14 protein-coding genes are annotated in these 17,860 nt (G+C 38.8%); 6 read left to right on the top strand and 8 right to left on the bottom strand.

Annotated features, from left to right (window positions below):
- Window positions 1-125: 125 nt before the first annotated feature.
- Together MTF68_RS10500 and MTF68_RS10495 are read left to right on the top strand one after the other, a co-directional pair.
- On the top strand, window positions 126-866 hold the full coding sequence (locus MTF68_RS10500) for an SDR family oxidoreductase (protein ID WP_248462451.1): 741 nt from the start codon (window positions 126-128) through the stop codon (window positions 864-866).
- 18 nt (window positions 867-884) lie between these two features.
- Window positions 885-1,883 (top strand): cupin domain-containing protein, encoded by a 999-nt coding sequence (locus tag MTF68_RS10495; protein ID WP_248462450.1) that lies wholly within the window; start codon window positions 885-887, stop codon window positions 1,881-1,883.
- A gap of 29 nt (window positions 1,884-1,912) precedes the next feature.
- On the opposite strand, the gene MTF68_RS10490 is transcribed toward MTF68_RS10495, so the two are convergent.
- On the bottom strand, window positions 1,913-2,797 hold the full coding sequence (locus MTF68_RS10490) for a DMT family transporter (protein WP_248462449.1): 885 nt from the start codon (window positions 2,795-2,797) through the stop codon (window positions 1,913-1,915).
- Between the two features lie 105 nt (window positions 2,798-2,902).
- Between MTF68_RS10490 and MTF68_RS10485 the strand changes: the two genes are divergently transcribed.
- Complete coding sequence (locus MTF68_RS10485; protein ID WP_024033714.1) at window positions 2,903-3,427, top strand: hypothetical protein; 525 nt, start codon at window positions 2,903-2,905, stop codon at window positions 3,425-3,427.
- Between the two features lie 2 nt (window positions 3,428-3,429).
- Here the strand turns inward: MTF68_RS10485 and rsmS are convergent, their stop codons facing one another.
- From rsmS to MTF68_RS10450, 7 genes are all read right to left on the bottom strand, one after another.
- Complete coding sequence (rsmS, locus tag MTF68_RS10480) at window positions 3,430-3,582, bottom strand: pleiotropic regulatory protein RsmS (protein WP_024033713.1); 153 nt, start codon at window positions 3,580-3,582, stop codon at window positions 3,430-3,432.
- Entirely contained in the window at window positions 3,566-3,847 is a 282-nt protein-coding gene (locus MTF68_RS10475; RefSeq protein ID WP_004585951.1) for a late competence development ComFB family protein, read from the bottom strand. The genes rsmS and MTF68_RS10475 overlap by 17 nt, the downstream gene beginning before the upstream one ends.
- Window positions 3,848-3,896: 49 nt before the next feature.
- Window positions 3,897-4,793, bottom strand: a complete 897-nt coding sequence (locus tag MTF68_RS10470) for a histone deacetylase (protein WP_248462448.1) — start codon at window positions 4,791-4,793, stop codon at window positions 3,897-3,899.
- Window positions 4,793-5,401, bottom strand: a complete 609-nt coding sequence (locus tag MTF68_RS10465; protein ID WP_248462447.1) for a primosomal replication protein — start codon at window positions 5,399-5,401, stop codon at window positions 4,793-4,795. The genes MTF68_RS10470 and MTF68_RS10465 overlap by 1 nt, the downstream gene beginning before the upstream one ends.
- Complete coding sequence (locus MTF68_RS10460; protein ID WP_024033710.1) at window positions 5,402-6,178, bottom strand: TSUP family transporter; 777 nt, start codon at window positions 6,176-6,178, stop codon at window positions 5,402-5,404. It abuts the gene before it with no gap.
- Window positions 6,178-8,253: an ATP-dependent DNA helicase DinG gene (gene dinG / locus MTF68_RS10455; protein ID WP_248462446.1), complete on the bottom strand. Its 2,076-nt coding sequence runs from the start codon at window positions 8,251-8,253 to the stop codon at window positions 6,178-6,180. The genes MTF68_RS10460 and dinG overlap by 1 nt, the downstream gene beginning before the upstream one ends.
- An 83-nt stretch (window positions 8,254-8,336) precedes the next feature.
- A complete protein-coding gene (locus MTF68_RS10450; protein WP_248462445.1) occupies window positions 8,337-10,064 on the bottom strand; it encodes a sulfotransferase in 1,728 nt (575 codons plus the stop codon).
- A gap of 70 nt (window positions 10,065-10,134) precedes the next feature.
- On the opposite strand from MTF68_RS10450, the gene MTF68_RS10445 reads away from it, so the two are divergent.
- The 3 genes from MTF68_RS10445 to MTF68_RS10435 all read left to right on the top strand — a co-directional run bounded on the left by MTF68_RS10445 (window position 10,135) and on the right by MTF68_RS10435 (window position 17,288).
- Complete coding sequence (locus MTF68_RS10445) at window positions 10,135-12,477, top strand: DNA polymerase II (RefSeq protein ID WP_248462444.1); 2,343 nt, start codon at window positions 10,135-10,137, stop codon at window positions 12,475-12,477.
- A 244-nt stretch (window positions 12,478-12,721) separates the two neighbouring features.
- Complete coding sequence (locus MTF68_RS10440; RefSeq protein WP_248462442.1) at window positions 12,722-15,580, top strand: TonB-dependent receptor; 2,859 nt, start codon at window positions 12,722-12,724, stop codon at window positions 15,578-15,580.
- 58 nt (window positions 15,581-15,638) lie between these two features.
- Entirely contained in the window at window positions 15,639-17,288 is a 1,650-nt protein-coding gene (locus MTF68_RS10435; protein ID WP_248462440.1) for a tetratricopeptide repeat-containing sulfotransferase family protein, read from the top strand.
- Window positions 17,289-17,860: the final 572 nt, after the last annotated feature.

The following is a 17,860-nucleotide window of genomic DNA, read 5'->3' as shown; positions in this document are numbered from 1 at the left end:
AGTGTCCTTAGTGAGTCGTTGTTATATACACATTTGATGAGACGTATTGGTTAAATAATGTCTTGCATCTAACTGCACTCTAATTAATAATGACTTCGAATGCAATATAGAATTTAGGTGAACAAATGGGATTTGATAAAACGCTTTTAGTGGGTAAAACCATTTTAGTGACAGGTGCAGGCAAAGGTATTGGTAAAGCATGCGTAGAAAAATGCGTAGATGCAGGGGCCCAGGTTATTGCAGTAGCACGTACCCTTAGTGATTTACTAACACTGCAGCAATACGCGCCTGAGCAAATAGAAATTTGGCCACTAGATATAAATAGCGATGCTTTTTTTGAGCGTTTAAAGGCGCTAAAAACACTTGATGGGCTGTTAAATAACGCTGGTATAAATCGGGTTGCGCCAATGCTTGAGCAAACAGATGAAAATATTGATGACGTAATTGCGATGAATATTCGCAGCGTTTACAAAATTAGCCAAGCGGCACTGCCAGCGCTAATAAATTCTGGCGCTGGGGCGGTGGTTAATATGTCGTCGCAAATGGGGTTTGTTGGTTCACCTAAACGTACTTTGTATTGCATGAGCAAACATGCGGTAGAGGGATTGAGCAAAGCAATGGCGGTTGAACTTGCCGATAAAAATGTGCGTGTGAACACCGTAGCCCCCACCTTTGTAGAAACCCCAATGACCAAACCCATGCTAGAAGATGCGACGTTTAAGCAGTTTGTTTACGACATGATCCCACTGAAAAAAATTGCCCAAACCGATGATATTGCCAATGCTTGTGTGTTTTTACTAAGCGGCCTTTCAGCAATGATCACCGGAACAAGTATTAAAATTGATGGCGGTTGGACCGCACAGTAACCAATTTAGGAGAGAGTAATGAGTGTATTTTCAGATAGGTTAGTACGATACGATGATTTAATTGCGTGTAAAAATGCCTTTATTGATACACGCTCGCCGGGGAGCGATCAAAAAGAAAACTTTACAATTATTGGCCCAGGCGTTGCCGAAAACCCAAATCAACATGTACATATTTCTATTCCTCATGGGTTTAATATTGGTGGTGCGCGCCAACCTGCAGGGTGTTTAAATTCGCAGCATAGCCATTTAACTGAAGAAATTTTTGTAGTACACAGTGGTACGTGGGCTTTTTACACTGGTGTTGACGGTAAAGATGCCAAGGTAATTTTAAATGAAGGCGATATTATTTCGATCCCGATGGATATATTTAGAGGGTTTGAAAATGTTGGCGACGGCGTAGGCTATTTATATGCGGTACTTGGAAGTGATAACCCCGGTAGAGTACTTTGGGCTCCGCAAGTATTCGACATGGCAAAAGAATACGGACTAATTTTGCTAGAAAATGGCAGCTTAGTAGATACCACGTTAAATGAAACCATTCCCGATGGCGTAAAGCCAATGGCCGTGACCAGCCAAGAGCAAATAGCGCAGCACAGAGTAATAACCGATGAAGAGCTGGCACAAACAGTGGTTAAAGCCAGCAACTTTAATTGGAATAAACGCTCGTACCTTAGCCAGTTTGATGGCGTATATGAAGCGCCATTAGTCGGTAATTTAAACGCCAAAACATGTATTCAAACACAACTAAATTGGCCTCATGGCTTTAATATTTCTGCGTTAAAGTTACAACCTGATGCACAGGTTGCGCCTCATATTCGCTTTGAAGAAGAGGTTATATTTGTTCATCAAGGAAGCGTAACAATAGACCTAGGTGATGAAGTATTAACGCTTAACCAAGGTGATACTTTTTCAGTGCCTATTGAGCACGTAAGAGCCTATAGCAATAATAGCCAAACTGACTGTGTGCTTTATATAACGCGCCGCCACGACGCGCCAAAAGACCCACAATTTGTTTAAACTTTAATGCTATATAAAATTTTAGGCACTTAGCTTGCTTTAGCTAAGTGCTTTTTTCGTGGTAAAAAACCAGTAACCAGCATAGTGCCCACAATTACAAATAATGCGCCGAGTAACGTATTTGGCCCTATTTGCTCATCTAAAATTAAATGCCCCCAAAAAATGCCAAATAGCGGAATTAAAAACGTGACCGTTAAAGCTGAGGTTGGGCCTATATCGTCAATAAGTTTAAAAAATAAAATATAAGCAAGTGCGGTACACACCACGCCAAGTGCTAATACGCCGAGCATAACGTTGGTACTAGGTACTTCGCGTATTGGCATAAAAAGTATAAGGGGCAGTACTATAAAACTGGCTGCCCACATAGAGCCGTGTGCGTTATCGAACGGGGCAAGCTTAGGGGCATTTTTTGTATAATGGGATGCAATGGCATAACACAGTGAGGCGCTTAGCGCTGCTGCAATCGCAATAAGTGACTGACTATTTAATACAAAATGATTTTGCCCAACTAAAATTGCCACGCCTATTAAACCCAACAGCAAACCTAACACCATGCTTTTAGTCGGTTTGGTTTTGCTCCAAATTATACCCACCACCGCGCCCCATATGGGCGTTGTAGAATTTAAAATAGATAAAGTAGAGGCGCTAATCGTTTGCGCGGCATAAGCAAACAGTAAAAAGGGTAGGGCGGAGTTAAGTGCGCCAATTATAAAAAAGTGCTTTGTGTGCTTAGTAAACGCCAAGCGGCGTTTTAAGTACAGCGCCACAATAAAGAGGGTGAGTGCGGCAAAGCCAACTCTAAACTCTATTAACACCGCTGGGCCTAAGCTGTTTGCTGCCATTCGCATAAATAAAAATGACGCGCCCCAAATTGCAGCCAGAAAAAATAACCGAAGTAAACTTGCTAAGCTCATGATAGTATTTTAATTATACAAATTAATTTACAGAGTAACAGGCTTTGCATTAACTGTAAGCCAGATTCGGTACTCGCATATAAAAATAATAAAAAAGGAATAGTAATGAGCCGATATTTACTGATCACAGCAATAATGGGAGTGGGTTTATTAAGTGGCTGTGGGTCTACGCCTATTAATTTATATGATGACATAACCATGAAAAAACATGAGTACAATGGCATAAAAGCGTATAAAAAAGGTGATTATAAACAAGCTTTTATGTACCTAAAAGACCCTGCAGCACTTGGCTATAAAAGCGCGCAATACACATTGTCGTTTATGTTTTTAAAAGGGCAGTACTTAACACAATCCACTAACATGGGTATGGGGTGGCTAGGCGTTGCAAAAGAGGCTGGAGTTGAAAGTTGGCAGGCGCAATATAATACCTTTTATAACGCAGCCACTTCGGCGCAACAGCTTAAAATAGACGAAACCGTTGCGTTGTACATAAGCCAATATGGTAGTAAAGCACAAAAAATGACGTGCCGTCGCTCAACAACCCCAAGACGCACGTTTGGCGAGATTAAAATTGATTGTAACAAACACGATGGCACTGTGACTAAATACGAAGTGCAAACAAAAGAGTAATGCTAAGCGGTGGCTTGTTTTTGTTCAAAGTCACTTTTTACAATTTCGAGCGCTTTTAATACATCCTCTGGAGCAACCTCGTGCTGCTCCAAAAGCATAATTAAATCTACTGCCAGTTTTACATGTGTAGGGGCGTTATCAAGTGGGCTGGTCATCTAAATCTTTCTTTTTTGAAATTTGGCTAATAGCAACGTCTATAGCGGTTTGTACGCGCTCTTCCATGTGAATACGTTCACTTTGTGGTAAATAAAAGGCCATATCTACATCGTATCTAATATAACGTGGCGGCAATTGATTAAGTACCGTGCAACAAAAATCGGCCATTACATCTTCACTGTAAACTTTATCTAGTTTACGTTTAATGATTTCTTCAACTACAATTTTTTCGTAAAAGTTATGTATGTCGTCGTGCAGTCGCATCGTGCTAGCGCCTTTTATAGAGTCCGTTTATTTGAGTGTATACTAAGCACTAAAATAAATCGATAACAGCTTTAAATAGTTGTTTATGAACATTAATTAACGCATTTAAATTACGCTGATAACCGCCACCTAAAGCGCACATAAGTGGGATGTTATGGGCTTTGCAGTAGTTAACAATAAAATGATCGCGCGCATAAACCCCTTCAAGCGATACGTTAAATAACCCTAGCTCGTCTTTTTCGTAAATATCAGCCCCTGCGTTATATAAAATAATATCGGGTTTATGAATACGCACGCAAAATTCGAGGGCTTGTTTTAGCGTTGTTAAGTACTCGGTATCTGATGTGTTGGCAGGTAGGGCGAAGTCGTAATCGGAGTGTTGCTTTAGGCGCGGAAAATTTTGCTCGCAATGGATAGAGCAAGTAATTATAGCGTTATTATGTTGCGTAATTTGTGCCGTGCCATCGCCTTGGTGTACATCACAATCAAATATTAATACGGTATCGGCTTGGTTTGTATTGATTAAATGCGCGCCAGCCACAGCCAAGTCGTTAAAAATACAAAAGCCACTGCCGTAATCGCTATATGCATGATGATAGCCACCACTTAAATTAGCGCAAAAACCATATTTTAGTGCGTATTCGCTGCCTTGAATACTGGCCCCGACTGAAAGTAGCGTACGCTCTACTAATTCGCATGAATACGGGAAACCCATTTTTTTAATTGCTTTATTACTGAGCGTGGCGTTTAAAAAATCATTTATGTAGCCTTGGCTATGGCACAGTGCAAGCTGCTCGGGCGTTGCTTTGGTTGGTGTATTAAACTGTGTAGTCCCAAAGCCTAAGCGTTCTATTTCTGCTTTTAGCATTTGGTATTTTTGAATAGGAAAACGGTGGCGCTCAGGAAGCGTTAAAGCACTGTAAAGCGGGTGGTAAAAAAGCTGCATTAGCGTAATTGTTGTTTTTCGACTTGTTGAATTTTATCTTCGGTGGCCGAAATAGCTTTACGGCAGCGGCCTAAACGCGCATGCGTGGTTAAAATTTCCATATTAAGTTTTTGTGCTTGCGCTGGGCTGGCTTTTTCCATTTGTAGTTTACGCTCTTCAATCATTAACACTAAGCGTCGTTCAAACTCGTGGTTTTGTTTAAGCTCGTCGTATAGCTCGTGCGACGATTGCATTATTTTTTTTACGGCTTGCTTATAAACCGTATTTTTGGGTCTAGGTTTGTACTGGCTTTTGTTTTCTTTTGCCCAGATGGGGGTCGATTTAATAACACTAAATACAGCTTGTACTTGATTACCTATGCGCTCGAGTGCATAAGCATAAGCATGGCGATGATCACTGGGTGGTAAGCTGGTAATTTCGTCTTCAATTTCTGTTACGTAGTCAGTTAAGTTCATGCTTTTAGTACTAAATACGCCGCGGTCAAATAAACTTGGCTGCGCCTGCATATAGCGGTTTTTAGAAAACAACTTTGCGCTATCAAATTGCTCAGCTTGTTGTTTAAGCGTAGCAACTTGTTGGCGTAATTTATCTAACGCGTGGGTTTTCATTTACAAATAAGCCTCGTAAATCAGTTTTAATGCTAGCAGTATAACCATAGTGTTAAAAACAGGGCGAATAAACTTACCGCCAAAGCGAATGGCTGAGTGAGCACCAATCCAAGCACCTAACATAATAAAAAAGCCCATGATAAGGCCTAATAAAAAGTTTACATGACCAAGTGCCACAAAGGTAATAAGCGATATAAAGTTAGATACAAAGTTCATTGAACGGGCTAAACCACAGTTAAGCAGTAAGCTCATTTTATAAAATAAACTATTAGATGCTGTCCAAAAAGTACCGGCGCCTGGGCCTGCTACGCCATCAAAAAAACCTAACGCTAAGCCCTGTAACCACTGCTTTAGTTTAAGTATTGGTGTTACTTTTGGTAAATCATCGCCCTGTGTGGTGCTTAAACTACCAAACAAGCTATAACAGGCCACCATAATAATAATGATAGGCAAAAGCTTATTTAAAAATTCAATACTTAAGTGATCGACTATTAACGTACCAATCACAGCGCCTATGGCTGTAGCAAAAATGGAATTTGCCCAAAATTTAGGACTAAATAGATTTTTTTTATAATACGTGTAGCTGGCCGTTAATGAGCCAAAGCTTGCCGCAAGCTTGTTGGTGCCAAGCGTTACATGCGGTGGCAAGCCAGCGGTGAGTAGTGCAGGGACTGTTAATAAGCCACCGCCGCCGGCAATTGCATCAATAAAGCCAGCAGCAAGGGCCGCGGCACATAAAACTGCCAGTGTTGTGGGATCTAAAGCAAGTTCAAACATTAATAATCTATTTGTCTTTTAAAAGGTGGTAAGGTGTCGAGCATGGCTTTGCCGTAGCGCTTGGTAATTAAGCGTCTATCGAGAATGGTTATACGGCCTTCATCGCTCTCTTTTCGCAGCAGTCTACCACAGCTTTGTACCAATTTCTTTGCTGCATCGGGCACCGTTATAGACAAAAATGGATTACCGCCTTTACTTTGTACAAATTCGGCTTGGGCTTCTTCTATTGGTGATGTAGGTACTGCAAACGGTATTTTTGTAATTATTAAGTTTTCTAAATATTTACCAGGTAAATCAAGCCCTTCTGAGAGGCTTTGCGTACCAAATAAAATACTACCTTTACCGCTATCAATATTTTGGGTGTGTTTTTTTAATAATGCCTCGCGCGACATTTCGCCTTGTACTAATAAGTTAAAACCTTTTGTTCTAAGAAACTTAGCCACATGGTCCATTTGCCAGTACGAGGCAAACAATACCAAATTAGCTTTTTTTGTATTTAAGTACTCAGGCAAAGTTTGCGCTATATGGTCACTAAATGCTTTGTCGGTTGGCTCAATTTTACTTACCGGGATACGCAAGGTTGCTTGTTTAGGGTAATCAAACGGAGAGGGCACTTTAATAAACTTAACGCCTTCTTCTTTTGCTAATCCGCTTTCATAGGCAAAGTGGTCAAACGAACCGAGAGCACTTAAAGTCGCCGAGCATAGTACCGCCCCTGCGCATTCATTCCATAGCTTGTCTTTTAAGTAGTAGCCAACTTCGATAGGGCAATCACTTAATAGGTGATCGTGATGGTTTTTATATTCTAAACGCTTGATCCACCTTGCATGAGGTGTGCCTTCGCCTTTATTTGCATAGCTATACCACAGCTTATTTAATTGCTCTAAGCGGTTTATATAGTGTCCGCTTTCGGCCAAAACAGGGTCGGCAACGTAGGGTTTTATATCGCCATCGCTTACATCTTGAGTGAGGGTATCGTGCATTTTATTTAAACAACGCAGTGCATCTAGTGTGGCGTCACTTATATCTTTAGCTTTGTTGTGCAATGATTTTGGTATTTCGCCATGCTCAAAACGGTATGTATCGTCTTTTGAGTATTCAAAGTCGGCGTTATCAAGAATATCACGCACCACTTTTAAGTCTTTATTCGCATCGTTAATGCTATCGCATAGCTTAAAGTTTTGCCCAATGGCTTTTTGACCCACTAATACCTTAGACATTTTGCCACTAAATTTGGTGAGCTTATCGAGCCAATCAATGGTGCCTTTAATAGTGGCCGCTGCCGATGAAAAGTCGCGGGTAATATGCGCAAGGTGGTGCGCTTCATCTATTACATAAATGGTGTTATCGGGTTCGGGTAAAATTTTACCGCCCCCTAAATCCAAATCTGCCAGTAGTAGTGAGTGGTTAATAACAAGCACATCCATTTGCATAAGCTGATTACGGGCAAGCTGAAACGGGCAGGTTTGATGGGCTTTCATTTGGCGTTGGCAAGCGTGTTTATCGCATGCGATTAAGTTCCACACTCTATCGGGTATGGTGTCGGCCCAACTATCTCTGTCGCCTAGCCATTTTTTATTTACATAGGCATCGTAAAGGCCTTTTAAGCATTTAGTTTCCATATCACTTAGCGGCGAGGTAAGTGTGGGCATAAACTCCATTTGCGTTTGGCTATCGCCATTAACAGCGTTATGTAATTTATGGGCACATATATAGCGTTGCCTACCTTTTACTAGGTCAAACTTAAAGTCGAGCCCAGAGTGTTTTTTAAAAAAAGGCAGCTCTTTTGCTATTAATTGCTCTTGAAGGGCCACGGTTGCAGTAGAAATAACCAGCTTCTTTTTTTGAGCAATGGCAAGCGGTAACGCGCCTAAACAATAAGCAAGCGATTTACCAGTTCCTGTGCCAGCCTCAATAACACATATTCGCTGCTTTTTATGGTATTCGCCAGCCAGTGTTTTTGCTATTTCGGCAACAAGGTAGTTTTGGCTACTGCGTGGGCGGTAATCAGTAAGGTTACTAGCCACATGCTGGTGTACTTGCCTAATTGTTTTTTTTAGTTGGTCAGAAAGCATGGGGAGATAAACCTAAAATATGTATATAATTACAGTGTATGGATTTTAGAGTTATAACCGTGTAACTACAAGCAAGGATGAAATTAATTTAGTAATTTCATCAGCGGCTCTAGATAAGGCCTGTAATTTTCCCACTCCTTTAATGCGGAGGTATAAATAGGCTGCCTTACTTGTTCTGAGCTCGGAGTTAAGACAGGGCGTTTAGTAGCATGAAAAGAATAACAACTTTGTTCTATTTCTATAGCGCAAAATTCAGTGATTTTTTTAAGTGCAGAATCAAAACCTTCGACAACCTGTTCATATTCAAGCGTTAAAATATGGTTTGGATATAACTGCTTCCAATGATCCATAAGTTGGTAATATTTCTTTATATACGTCGCTAAATTTTCAAAACTATATGTATATGCATGCCCTTCTGAAAATATATGTTTATAAAGACTCCAAGCTGTTGCTCTATTATCGCGTCTAACGTCGATTATTTTAGCGTTAGGAAATAAAGACATAATTAACCCAATATGCTGATAGTTAGCAGGTAGCTTATCAACAAAAATCGGCTTATTAGTTCTCAAAGGCTCAATAAATTTTAGGTAACGGGCTGATAGTTTGGAAAGCTTTTGCTGTGAAAGGCTATCTAGGCCATATGGAACTTGTGACTTGTTTTGTTGCTCTAAAAAGCTCGCTATAGATATTATTTCTGTTAATTCATAGCTGGTATCAACTTTAGAGTGGCTAGCAAGAATTTGCTCTACTAAAGTTGAGCCACTTCTGGGCATGCCCACGACAAAGACTAATTGTATAGAAGAAGGTTTTACTCTGGGCAAACTGTTTATTAAGTCTTTAGTCAAAAACTTAATACAGCGATAGTCAAATTCACTTTGAGTATATTTGATGTGGTTATTTTTTATTTTATTGCCTGCAGCATAGTGCTTATAAGCAGTGTAAAAGTTGTTTTGCTGCTCGTGGGCTTTTCCCAAAGCAAATTGACCCAGTGCTTTTTTATTTTGGTTTGTTAAGTTACAAATCGAGGCTTGTAAATTTTTTATTTCGCTTTCACTGAATTTATAGGTTTTAAGATTTGCTAGATTCCAGTATGCCTCAGTATTCGTTTTATCTTTTTCGAGAGCCTTTTTATATAACTGCACCGCAGTGGTTGGCTCGCCAATAATTTTTTTTATATTGCCCATTCTTAATAGGCAAGTAGAGGGGTGAAAACTCTTCCTTTCTAAATCAGCGTATAAATTAAATGCTAAATCAAAATTCATTTGTTTTACATGGCATGCAGCTAATAAACTGATAATATGGTTGGGGAGTGTTTTGTTGTCTTTTTTATTAGCTAATTCTATGAATTCATTAAAATGTTTAGTGTGAAAAAGTGCTTCAAAATAACAGTTAACAACAGCAGGTGAGCTCGGGTTACAATGGTAATTGTATTGAGAAACGTTAAGGAAAGTATGCATGTCAGCTGCTTTAAACGCTGCTTTACTAAGCAACAAAAGGCATCGTTTTTCGTTTGGTACTAATTTTAACAATTTCTGGATTTTTAGCTGAGTATTATGAAAGTCTCCGAGTAACAAATCCTTCTTAGCGCAAGATAATTGCTCGTTAAACCATGCTATCATTTCAAATTGGTCATAGGCTGCGGTTTGTTTTTTTAATTCACCAATTTCTTTATAGCATTTTGATAAGTGGAACCAAGCTTGCTCTATCTCTGGATATTGAGATGTTATTTTAACTAACTCAGAGATGGCTAGTTTATATTTTTTTGTACTGATCAAAGCTAATGCTTCTTTTAGAATCGGCTCGTTTATCATTTTTACTCATTTTTTATTGATTAAACTTACATTTTAAAAGCTTACTGTAAAAGCTCATAAAGGTTCCATTTTGTATTTAACATCAGGTTTTTTACTATCAGCTAAGGCTAATGATACCGCACAAGGTGTGCAATATGAAATTTGGTTAAGTACTAAACATGGTCCGGTTAAAAGCGTTTCTTCAACGCAACCTGTTCTTTTTTTTATAAAAAATACGGATGCAAATACAGTAAATGCTATTTTAGCTGCTGAGTCTATTCTTCATGAAATAAAACCGCTTAAATTAAAAAACTTTCAGCAGCAAGATATGTGTGGCTGTTACTTTTACTCACTCAAACACTTTTATAGCGCGAGCAAAGCGTTAAAAAGTCGCGGTGTTACACTTTATGAAGATGATATAAGGCCCATTGAGCGCTATTTAATGGAGCGCTTTATTAAAGGCGGAGCGTGGATCACGGGTAAACGAGTGGATCATGCACATTACACTGAAATTTTAGATGCTAAATTAAAAACCAATGCCGAATATACGCCTGTGCTTTCTAAGTTGTCACTTGATATAGAGTGCAATGAAAGTGGGGTGTTGTTTTCTATTGGCTTGGTAGGCTGTGGTTTAGATTCCGTAATAATGATTGGAGAGCCTGAGCATCACGACCCAGTGATTGGTTATACTATTATATGGTGCGCAGACGAGGTTGCACTATTACAGCAACTTGTAACACTTATTAAGCATTGCGACCCAGATATTATTATTGGGTGGAATGTTATTGAGTTTGATTTTGCAGTTATATATGAGCGCTCTGTGGCACTTGGAGTAAAACTATTACTAGGAAGAGGAAACCTTCCTTTATATGTTCGAAAAGGCCATTTTACACGGGTTTCTATTCCCGGGCGCTGTGTAATTGATGGCATTGATACTCTAAAAAATGCCACTTATAGTTTTGAAAATTTTTCACTTGCTAATGTAGCTAAAGAAATTTTGGGCGAGTCTAAATTAATTGAATCTAGTAACAGCTTACAAGAAATTATTCGTCAATTTAATGAAGATAAAATCGCGCTTGCTAACTACAATCGCCAAGACTGCATACTCGTTAATAAAATCTTCGATAAGCTAAAACTTCTCGATTTTGCTGTTATTCGCACACAATTAACAGGCCTTGAGCTGGAAAAACGCGGCGGCTCAGTGGCGGCTTTTGTAAACATGTATTTGCCTTTATTACATCGCAGCGGTTATGTAGCACCTAATATGGGCGACCATGGGCTGACGTTTGAAAGCCCAGGTGGTTATGTTATGGAGTCGGTACCGGGGCTGTATAAAAATGTCATCGTGCTTGATTTTAAAAGCCTGTACCCCAGTATTATGCAAACCTTTTATATAGACCCGCTTGGACTAATAGAAGGGATTGAAAACCCTGAAAATAGTATTGAAGGTTTTAATAACGCATTATTTTCAAGAGAGCAGCACCATTTACCAGCGCTTATAAAAAGCCTAGCGCTACAGCGCCAAAGAGCAAAAGATAATCACGATTTAATGCTATCTCAAGCGATTAAAATAATAATGAACAGTTTATATGGTGTATTAGGCTCACAAGGCTGTCGCTTTTATGACCCTCGACTCTCAAGCTCTATAACTTTGCGTGGCCATGAGATAATGCAGCAAACTAAAAAGTGGATTGAAGAGCAAGGTTATAGTGTTATTTACGGAGATACCGATTCGACCTTTGTAAAACTAACGGATGATTTAAGTGTTGAGGCGTGTAATAAAATAGGTAAACAGCTAGCTAAACACATAAACACGTTGTGGCAGCAAAACATACACGCTAAACATAATTTAACTAGCCATTTAGAAATAGAGTTTGAATCGCTTTACAGCCCATTCTTTTTACCCACTATAAGAGGTAAAAGCGTGGGGTCTAAAAAACGCTATGTGGGGCAGTTAATAAAGCCGGATGAATCAAAATTGGTTTTTAAAGGCTTAGAAACCGTAAGAAGTGACTGGACTAAACTGGCCCAACAGTTTCAATTTGATTTATTTACCCTCCTTTTTGAGCAACCAGAGCAAATAAATGACCTTGTAAACGATTACATTAGTAAACTTTTACGCGGCGAATTTGATCATTTGCTGGTTTTTAAAAAACGTTTAGGCCAAAACTTAACCGACTATCAAAAAAATATCCCTCCACATGTGCAAGCAGTAAAAAAGTTTCAGAAACAAAATAGTGAATTTACGCTAAAAAGAGGTGAATTTGTTACATTTGTTTACACAACCCACGGTGTTGAGCTGTATCAAGGGCTGCATAGCTACGACTATCAAATGTATTTAGATAAACAGATTATACCGCTTATCGGGATGGTTTCGTTTATTTGTAATATTGAAGTATCAAGATTGCTTCCTAGTCAGTTGCCTCTAATTTAATTGTACCAAATTCCTGTCCAGAAAGCCTGAATATCTATTTTATGTTATAACATTTACTTTAAAAGCCTGTTTTGTACCTACTTTGTTTACATTTGGAATTTAATTTTAAAAAAACATTAACATTAGTTGGCTTTTAAATTGTTTTTGTTTAGTATTTGTATCAGTTATGGTTAACATGCTGTAACAATAATAAATAATTAAATAATAAGTCGCTTCTAACAAGTGGTGACCCAGGGAGAATCAAATGTTAAATAATCAAGTTACAAAAGCAGTGCGCCTAGCCCTTGCTTTTGGTGCAGCGTCTACTGCTGCTTTCTCTGCAAGTTCATTTGCCGCAGAAGAAGAGTCAGCTGAAAAAGTTGAACGAATCGAAGTTACTGGTTCACGTATCAAGCGTACTGATATGGAAACAGCTAGCCCAGTACAAATTACAACAGCAGAAGAAATTGCAGTTTCAGGCTTTACACGTGTTGAAGACATGTTAAACAGCTTACCTCAACTAGAGGCTTCTTCTACTGCTTTCCAATCTAATGGCGCTACAGGTACAGCAACATTAGACTTACGTGGTATGGGATCGCAACGTACTCTAGTTTTAATCAATGGCCGTCGCGCACAAGCAGGTGGTATTTACACTCAATCGGCTGATGTTAACCAAATTCCAGCCTCTCTAATACAGCGCGTAGAAGTATTAACTGGTGGTGGTTCATCTACTTACGGTGCTGATGCAGTAGCCGGTGTTGTTAACTTCGTAATGGACGACAAATTTGAAGGTTTTGCTGTTGATGTAGGTGCTACGGCTTACCAACATGATAACGACAACGACTACATCCAAGGCCTAATGGATGACAAAGATTTTGATTACCCAACGGGTAGCTCTGGCCTTGATGGTTCATCTTTTGATTTTAGTGCTACTTTAGGTGGTTCTTTCGACGGTGGTAAGGGTCACGCTGTAGGCTACATTACTTATAATAAGCAAAACGAACTTCGCCAAGGCGCTCGTGATTACTCATCATGTGCTCTAAATGCGGCTGGTACGTCATGTGGTGGTTCAGGTAATGCTGTTGTTCCAAATTTCTATGTATCTTCACCAACTGCTGATGGTGCTTTTGATTGGTCTGATTACGACTACTGGACGCTTGACGGTACTGGTGGTTTTGAAGATTCAGTAGGTAACTTATATAACTATGCTCCAATAAACCACTTTATGCGTCCTGATGAACGCCATACGTTTGGTTTATTTGCTGATTATGAAATTAATGATAACTTTCACCCATACGTAGAAGCTATGTTCATGCGTGACCGTACTACAGCACAAATCGCTGAATCAGGTACGTTCTTTAATGAAAACTATAATATTGACTTCGACAGCCCACTTTTAACTGACCAACAGCGTCAAGACTTAACTGACCGCTTTGGTTTAACGTCGGGTGATCAATTTGCTACATACATCGGTAAACGTAACGTTGAAGGTGGTGCTCGTGCAGACCAATTAGAACATAACTCGTTCCGCTTAGTACTTGGTACAGAAGGCGAGATCAACGATATGTGGTCATATGATGCATTTGTTCAATATGGTTCAACGTCTTCTTCTTCAGCTTACATTAATGACTTCTTTGGTCCACGTATAGCCACAGCTCTATCTGCAAATGGTGAAGATTGTGCAACTAGCGATGGTTGTATACCTTATGAAGTATTTGAGTTTGAAGGTATTACATCAGAAGCGGCCGGTTCTTTAACAGGTACAGCTATTCTTAACGGTGTAACAGAGCAATTTATTGTTGGTGGTTATGTAACTGGTGAATTTGACTTTGGCCTTCCTAGTTCAGATTACCCAATTGCAGCAGTATTTGGTACAGAGTACCGTGAAGAAACATTTAGCCGTACAGCTGATGAAGTATACGCACAAGGTTTATTACTAGGCCAAGGTGGTACTACTAAAAGCTTGAATGGTGAATACGATCTAACTGAGTTCTACACAGAAGTTAGCTTACCTATTCTTGAAGATGCACCTTTTGCTAAGAGCATTGCTGTTGATTTAGGTTACCGCTGGTCTGATTACAGTACTTCTGGTGCTGAGCCTACTTATAAACTAGCGCTTGATTGGAATGTTACGGACGATTGGAAAATCCGTACAAGCTATAACCGTGCAGTTCGTGCCGCAAATAATGGTGAATTATTTGCTAACCAAAGCACAGGCTTATGGGGCGGTACAGATCCTTGTGCTACTGATACTCCTTCATTATCTGCTGCACAGTGTGCTAATACAGGTGTTTCTGCATCTCAGTACGGTAATGTTTCTGCGAGCCCAGCATCTCAGTACAATGGTTTCTTCGGTGGTAACCCTGACTTAGACCCTGAAATTGCAGATACAATAACGTTTGGTATTGTTGCTAACCCATTTGAAGGGTTCAACTTCTCAATTGATTACTGGGATATTGAACTTGAAGATGCGATTGGTGCTATCAATCCTGAAGAGATTGTAACTAACTGTGCACTTACTGGTGATGCTGTTTTCTGTGATAACGTACAAAGAACATCTGGTAGCGGTAGCTTATGGATTGGTGATGGCCAAGTTGTAGCAACTAACGTTAACCTTGGTAAATTACATTGGGAAGGTGTCGATTTAAGTGCAAACTATGACTTTGAAGTAGCCGGTGGCATGTTAAAAGCTAACCTAATTGGTACTTACATGCTTAGTAAAGAGTACGATAATATTCCAGGTGTAAGTGAAGCATATGACTGTGTAGGTACTCTTGATAACAGCTGTTTTGCTCAACCTGAATGGCGACATGTTTTAACTCTTAGCTACGACATGGATACTTACTGGCGTGCAACTGCTAAATGGCGCTACTTCGGTGAAGTAAGCGATTACAGCGGTGATGATACGCTTGCTCAAGGCGGTATAAGCTCACAAAGCTACCTTGACCTTAAAGCTAGCTTCACTATTAATGAATACACTTCATTATTAGTAGGTGTTAATAACGTTTTAGATAAAGAGCCACCTCTTTTAGGCGGTAGTTTATCAACAAATGCTAACGCTATTGCTGGTTACTACGACACGCTGGGTCGTTATTTCCATACAACTGTATCATTTAAATTCTAATTATTTGTGATATAAATAAAGCGAGCTTAGGCTCGCTTTTTTATGGAGAAATTTAAGAATGACGCAAGTTAGCTTATCGCAAGCTTTAAAGGAGCTAAACAGTGGTCAAATCAATAAAGGAAAAGCAACACTTAATATATTAGCTGCTAATCAAAATACGGCAGAGCAGGCCCTTATTCTATTATTCAAGGTTTCAATGAGTGAAAAAAACCTTAATGAGGCTAAGTTAATTAGTGAAAGGTTAGTTTCGATTGTTCCAAACAAATTTGATTACATCAATACATTAGTTCAATTGTATTTGTCGAGCGGTGATTCTGATACTGCAATCAGTAAATTAAAAGCATTTATAAGCCAAAACTCTAATCACGCGCATGCTCATTTCTTGCTTGGCAGCTTAGCTAGAAAGTTAGGTAATGGATTTTTAGCTAAGCAGCACCTTTTAAGTGCGCAAGAAAATCAATTTCCCGATATTTATTTGGTAAAATTAGAGATAGCGTTAGTTTATTCTGATTTGTTAAATGACCATGAAAGCGCAATATATTGCTTAGAAGAAGCAATAGAAATTCAAAAAAACAATGTAAATGCTTATTTTAATTTAGCTAATATCTATGAGCAAATGGGCAATAAAAGCAAAAGCTTAGAGCTATTCCAGCAAGTGCTAGTTATAAACCCTAAGCATGGCTTAGCGCATGCTAGGCTTGCTGACATAGTTACATTTAACCCTGCTTTGGCGCTAGAATATGAGCAAGTGAGCCTAAAAATTATTAAGCAAGAAAAAGATAATTCGATAGTGGCTGATTTATATTATGCCCTTGGTAAAGTATTTAATGATATTGCTGATTATGAAAAAGCTTGGGAGTATTATTTTAGTGCAAATACAGTTAATCGTTCATATATACCGAAATACAATAAATATGAGATTGAAAAACTAACCAAATTAACTTTAGAACGAAGGGGGAAGCCAGTCACTAGCAATGAAAATAGTGAGTTAACACCAATCATAATTTGTGGCATGTTCCGCTCTGGTTCTACTTTAATTGAGCAAATACTTGCTGCATCTGATTATATTAGTGCTGGTGGCGAAATTGACTATATTCACAAAAATTTATTTAACTTAATTGCTAATCCAATTGAGCTCGAAAATACAGCCAGTACAAGAGAGTTTAAAGAGGGTTATAACCGTGAGTTAGCGCTTAGAGCTAATAAGAGGGCATTCGTTACAGATAAAAGGCCTGAAAACTATCTCTATATTGACCAAATCAAACGTATTTATCCGAACGCTAAGATTATATGGACGGAGCGTGATATTCGAGATAATAGTTTGTCGGCATATTTTCAACATTTAGGGCCTAGCTTAAATTATGCTACTAATCTTAGCGATACACTACATTACTATACAGCGCAGCAAAAAGTTAAAAGCCATTGGTTAAAAAAATATACCAATGATATTTTTACGGTAAACTATGATGAATTAGTTTCAAATCCTGAAAAAGTTCTTATACCGTTGTTTGATTTTTTAGGTATTGAATATAAAGATGAAAACAGCACATTCCATGAGAAAAGAAATATTGTAAGTACAGCGAGTGTGTGGCAAGTTAGAAGGCCCCTCTATACTTCTTCATCTGGTAGATATAAAAACTTTAGTGAGTACATTAAGCAAAATATATCTGAAAAGGAGTTTGAAGCGTTTTATGACTTGTCGCTTTAATACTTATTTACAATTTACAGCTCTCAGTAGAGAGCTGATATAATCTAATTCTGCGTTGGCAAATCTTTCATCTCCACCGAGGCTCTGCTTTTTCTCTATTAACTTCGAGGCTTATAAAGCTTGCTTAGAACAGTCGAACAAAATTGCGTTTGAGACTCTATGTTCTCTGAAAAAAACTTGCTAAATAGCTCCCATTAACAGCACCAGCACATTGCACAGCACTATGGGAAGTCCACTGAATTAGCTTTTCAATCATGGCAATATTATATAAGTTTAACCAATAGGCGCGCTGTTCATCTAGGCTGAGATCGTTCAGAGAGCCTTGAACTGGGACATTTTCTAGACTTAAACGAATTTTTTAAACCCACTTTTAAGACCTGTTTCTATAACCTCTTCAAAATAAAAGCGAGTGGCTTATAATGCTTTACGCTTATTTCTAGTTGATCTTATTCTTGTACCTATAGACTCCATTGACTTTAAAGCCGTTCTGTCCGACATCCATCTACAACTGTTAAATCGAGGTGCTGGTTAAATCAGTATAATAAACCTTTATATCCCTATTTAAGCTCAAG

The organism is Pseudoalteromonas sp. 2CM37A, assembly GCF_023161885.1.
Taxonomy (GTDB): domain Bacteria; phylum Pseudomonadota; class Gammaproteobacteria; order Enterobacterales; family Alteromonadaceae; genus Pseudoalteromonas; species Pseudoalteromonas atlantica.
The sequence above is the reverse complement of the archived record's forward strand: the minus strand, read 5'-3'. Positions and strand labels throughout refer to the sequence as shown.

Bases quoted from the DNA above. Each gene is read 5' to 3' on its own strand.
- MTF68_RS10500 (WP_248462451.1), top strand. From the start codon at position 126: ATGGGATTTGATAAAACGCTTTTAGTGGGTAAAACCATTTTAGTGACA.
- MTF68_RS10495 (WP_248462450.1), top strand. From the start codon at position 885: ATGAGTGTATTTTCAGATAGGTTAGTACGATACGATGATTTAATTGCG.
- MTF68_RS10490 (WP_248462449.1), bottom strand. From the start codon at position 2,797: ATGAGCTTAGCAAGTTTACTTCGGTTATTTTTTCTGGCTGCAATTTGG.
- MTF68_RS10485 (WP_024033714.1), top strand. From the start codon at position 2,903: ATGAGCCGATATTTACTGATCACAGCAATAATGGGAGTGGGTTTATTA.
- rsmS (WP_024033713.1), bottom strand. From the start codon at position 3,582: ATGACCAGCCCACTTGATAACGCCCCTACACATGTAAAACTGGCAGTA.
- MTF68_RS10475 (WP_004585951.1), bottom strand. From the start codon at position 3,847: ATGCGACTGCACGACGACATACATAACTTTTACGAAAAAATTGTAGTT.
- MTF68_RS10470 (WP_248462448.1), bottom strand. From the start codon at position 4,793: ATGCAGCTTTTTTACCACCCGCTTTACAGTGCTTTAACGCTTCCTGAG.
- MTF68_RS10465 (WP_248462447.1), bottom strand. From the start codon at position 5,401: ATGAAAACCCACGCGTTAGATAAATTACGCCAACAAGTTGCTACGCTT.
- MTF68_RS10460 (WP_024033710.1), bottom strand. From the start codon at position 6,178: ATGTTTGAACTTGCTTTAGATCCCACAACACTGGCAGTTTTATGTGCC.
- dinG (WP_248462446.1), bottom strand. From the start codon at position 8,253: ATGCTTTCTGACCAACTAAAAAAAACAATTAGGCAAGTACACCAGCAT.
- MTF68_RS10450 (WP_248462445.1), bottom strand. From the start codon at position 10,064: ATGATAAACGAGCCGATTCTAAAAGAAGCATTAGCTTTGATCAGTACA.
- MTF68_RS10440 (WP_248462442.1), top strand. From the start codon at position 12,722: ATGTTAAATAATCAAGTTACAAAAGCAGTGCGCCTAGCCCTTGCTTTT.
- MTF68_RS10435 (WP_248462440.1), top strand. From the start codon at position 15,639: ATGACGCAAGTTAGCTTATCGCAAGCTTTAAAGGAGCTAAACAGTGGT.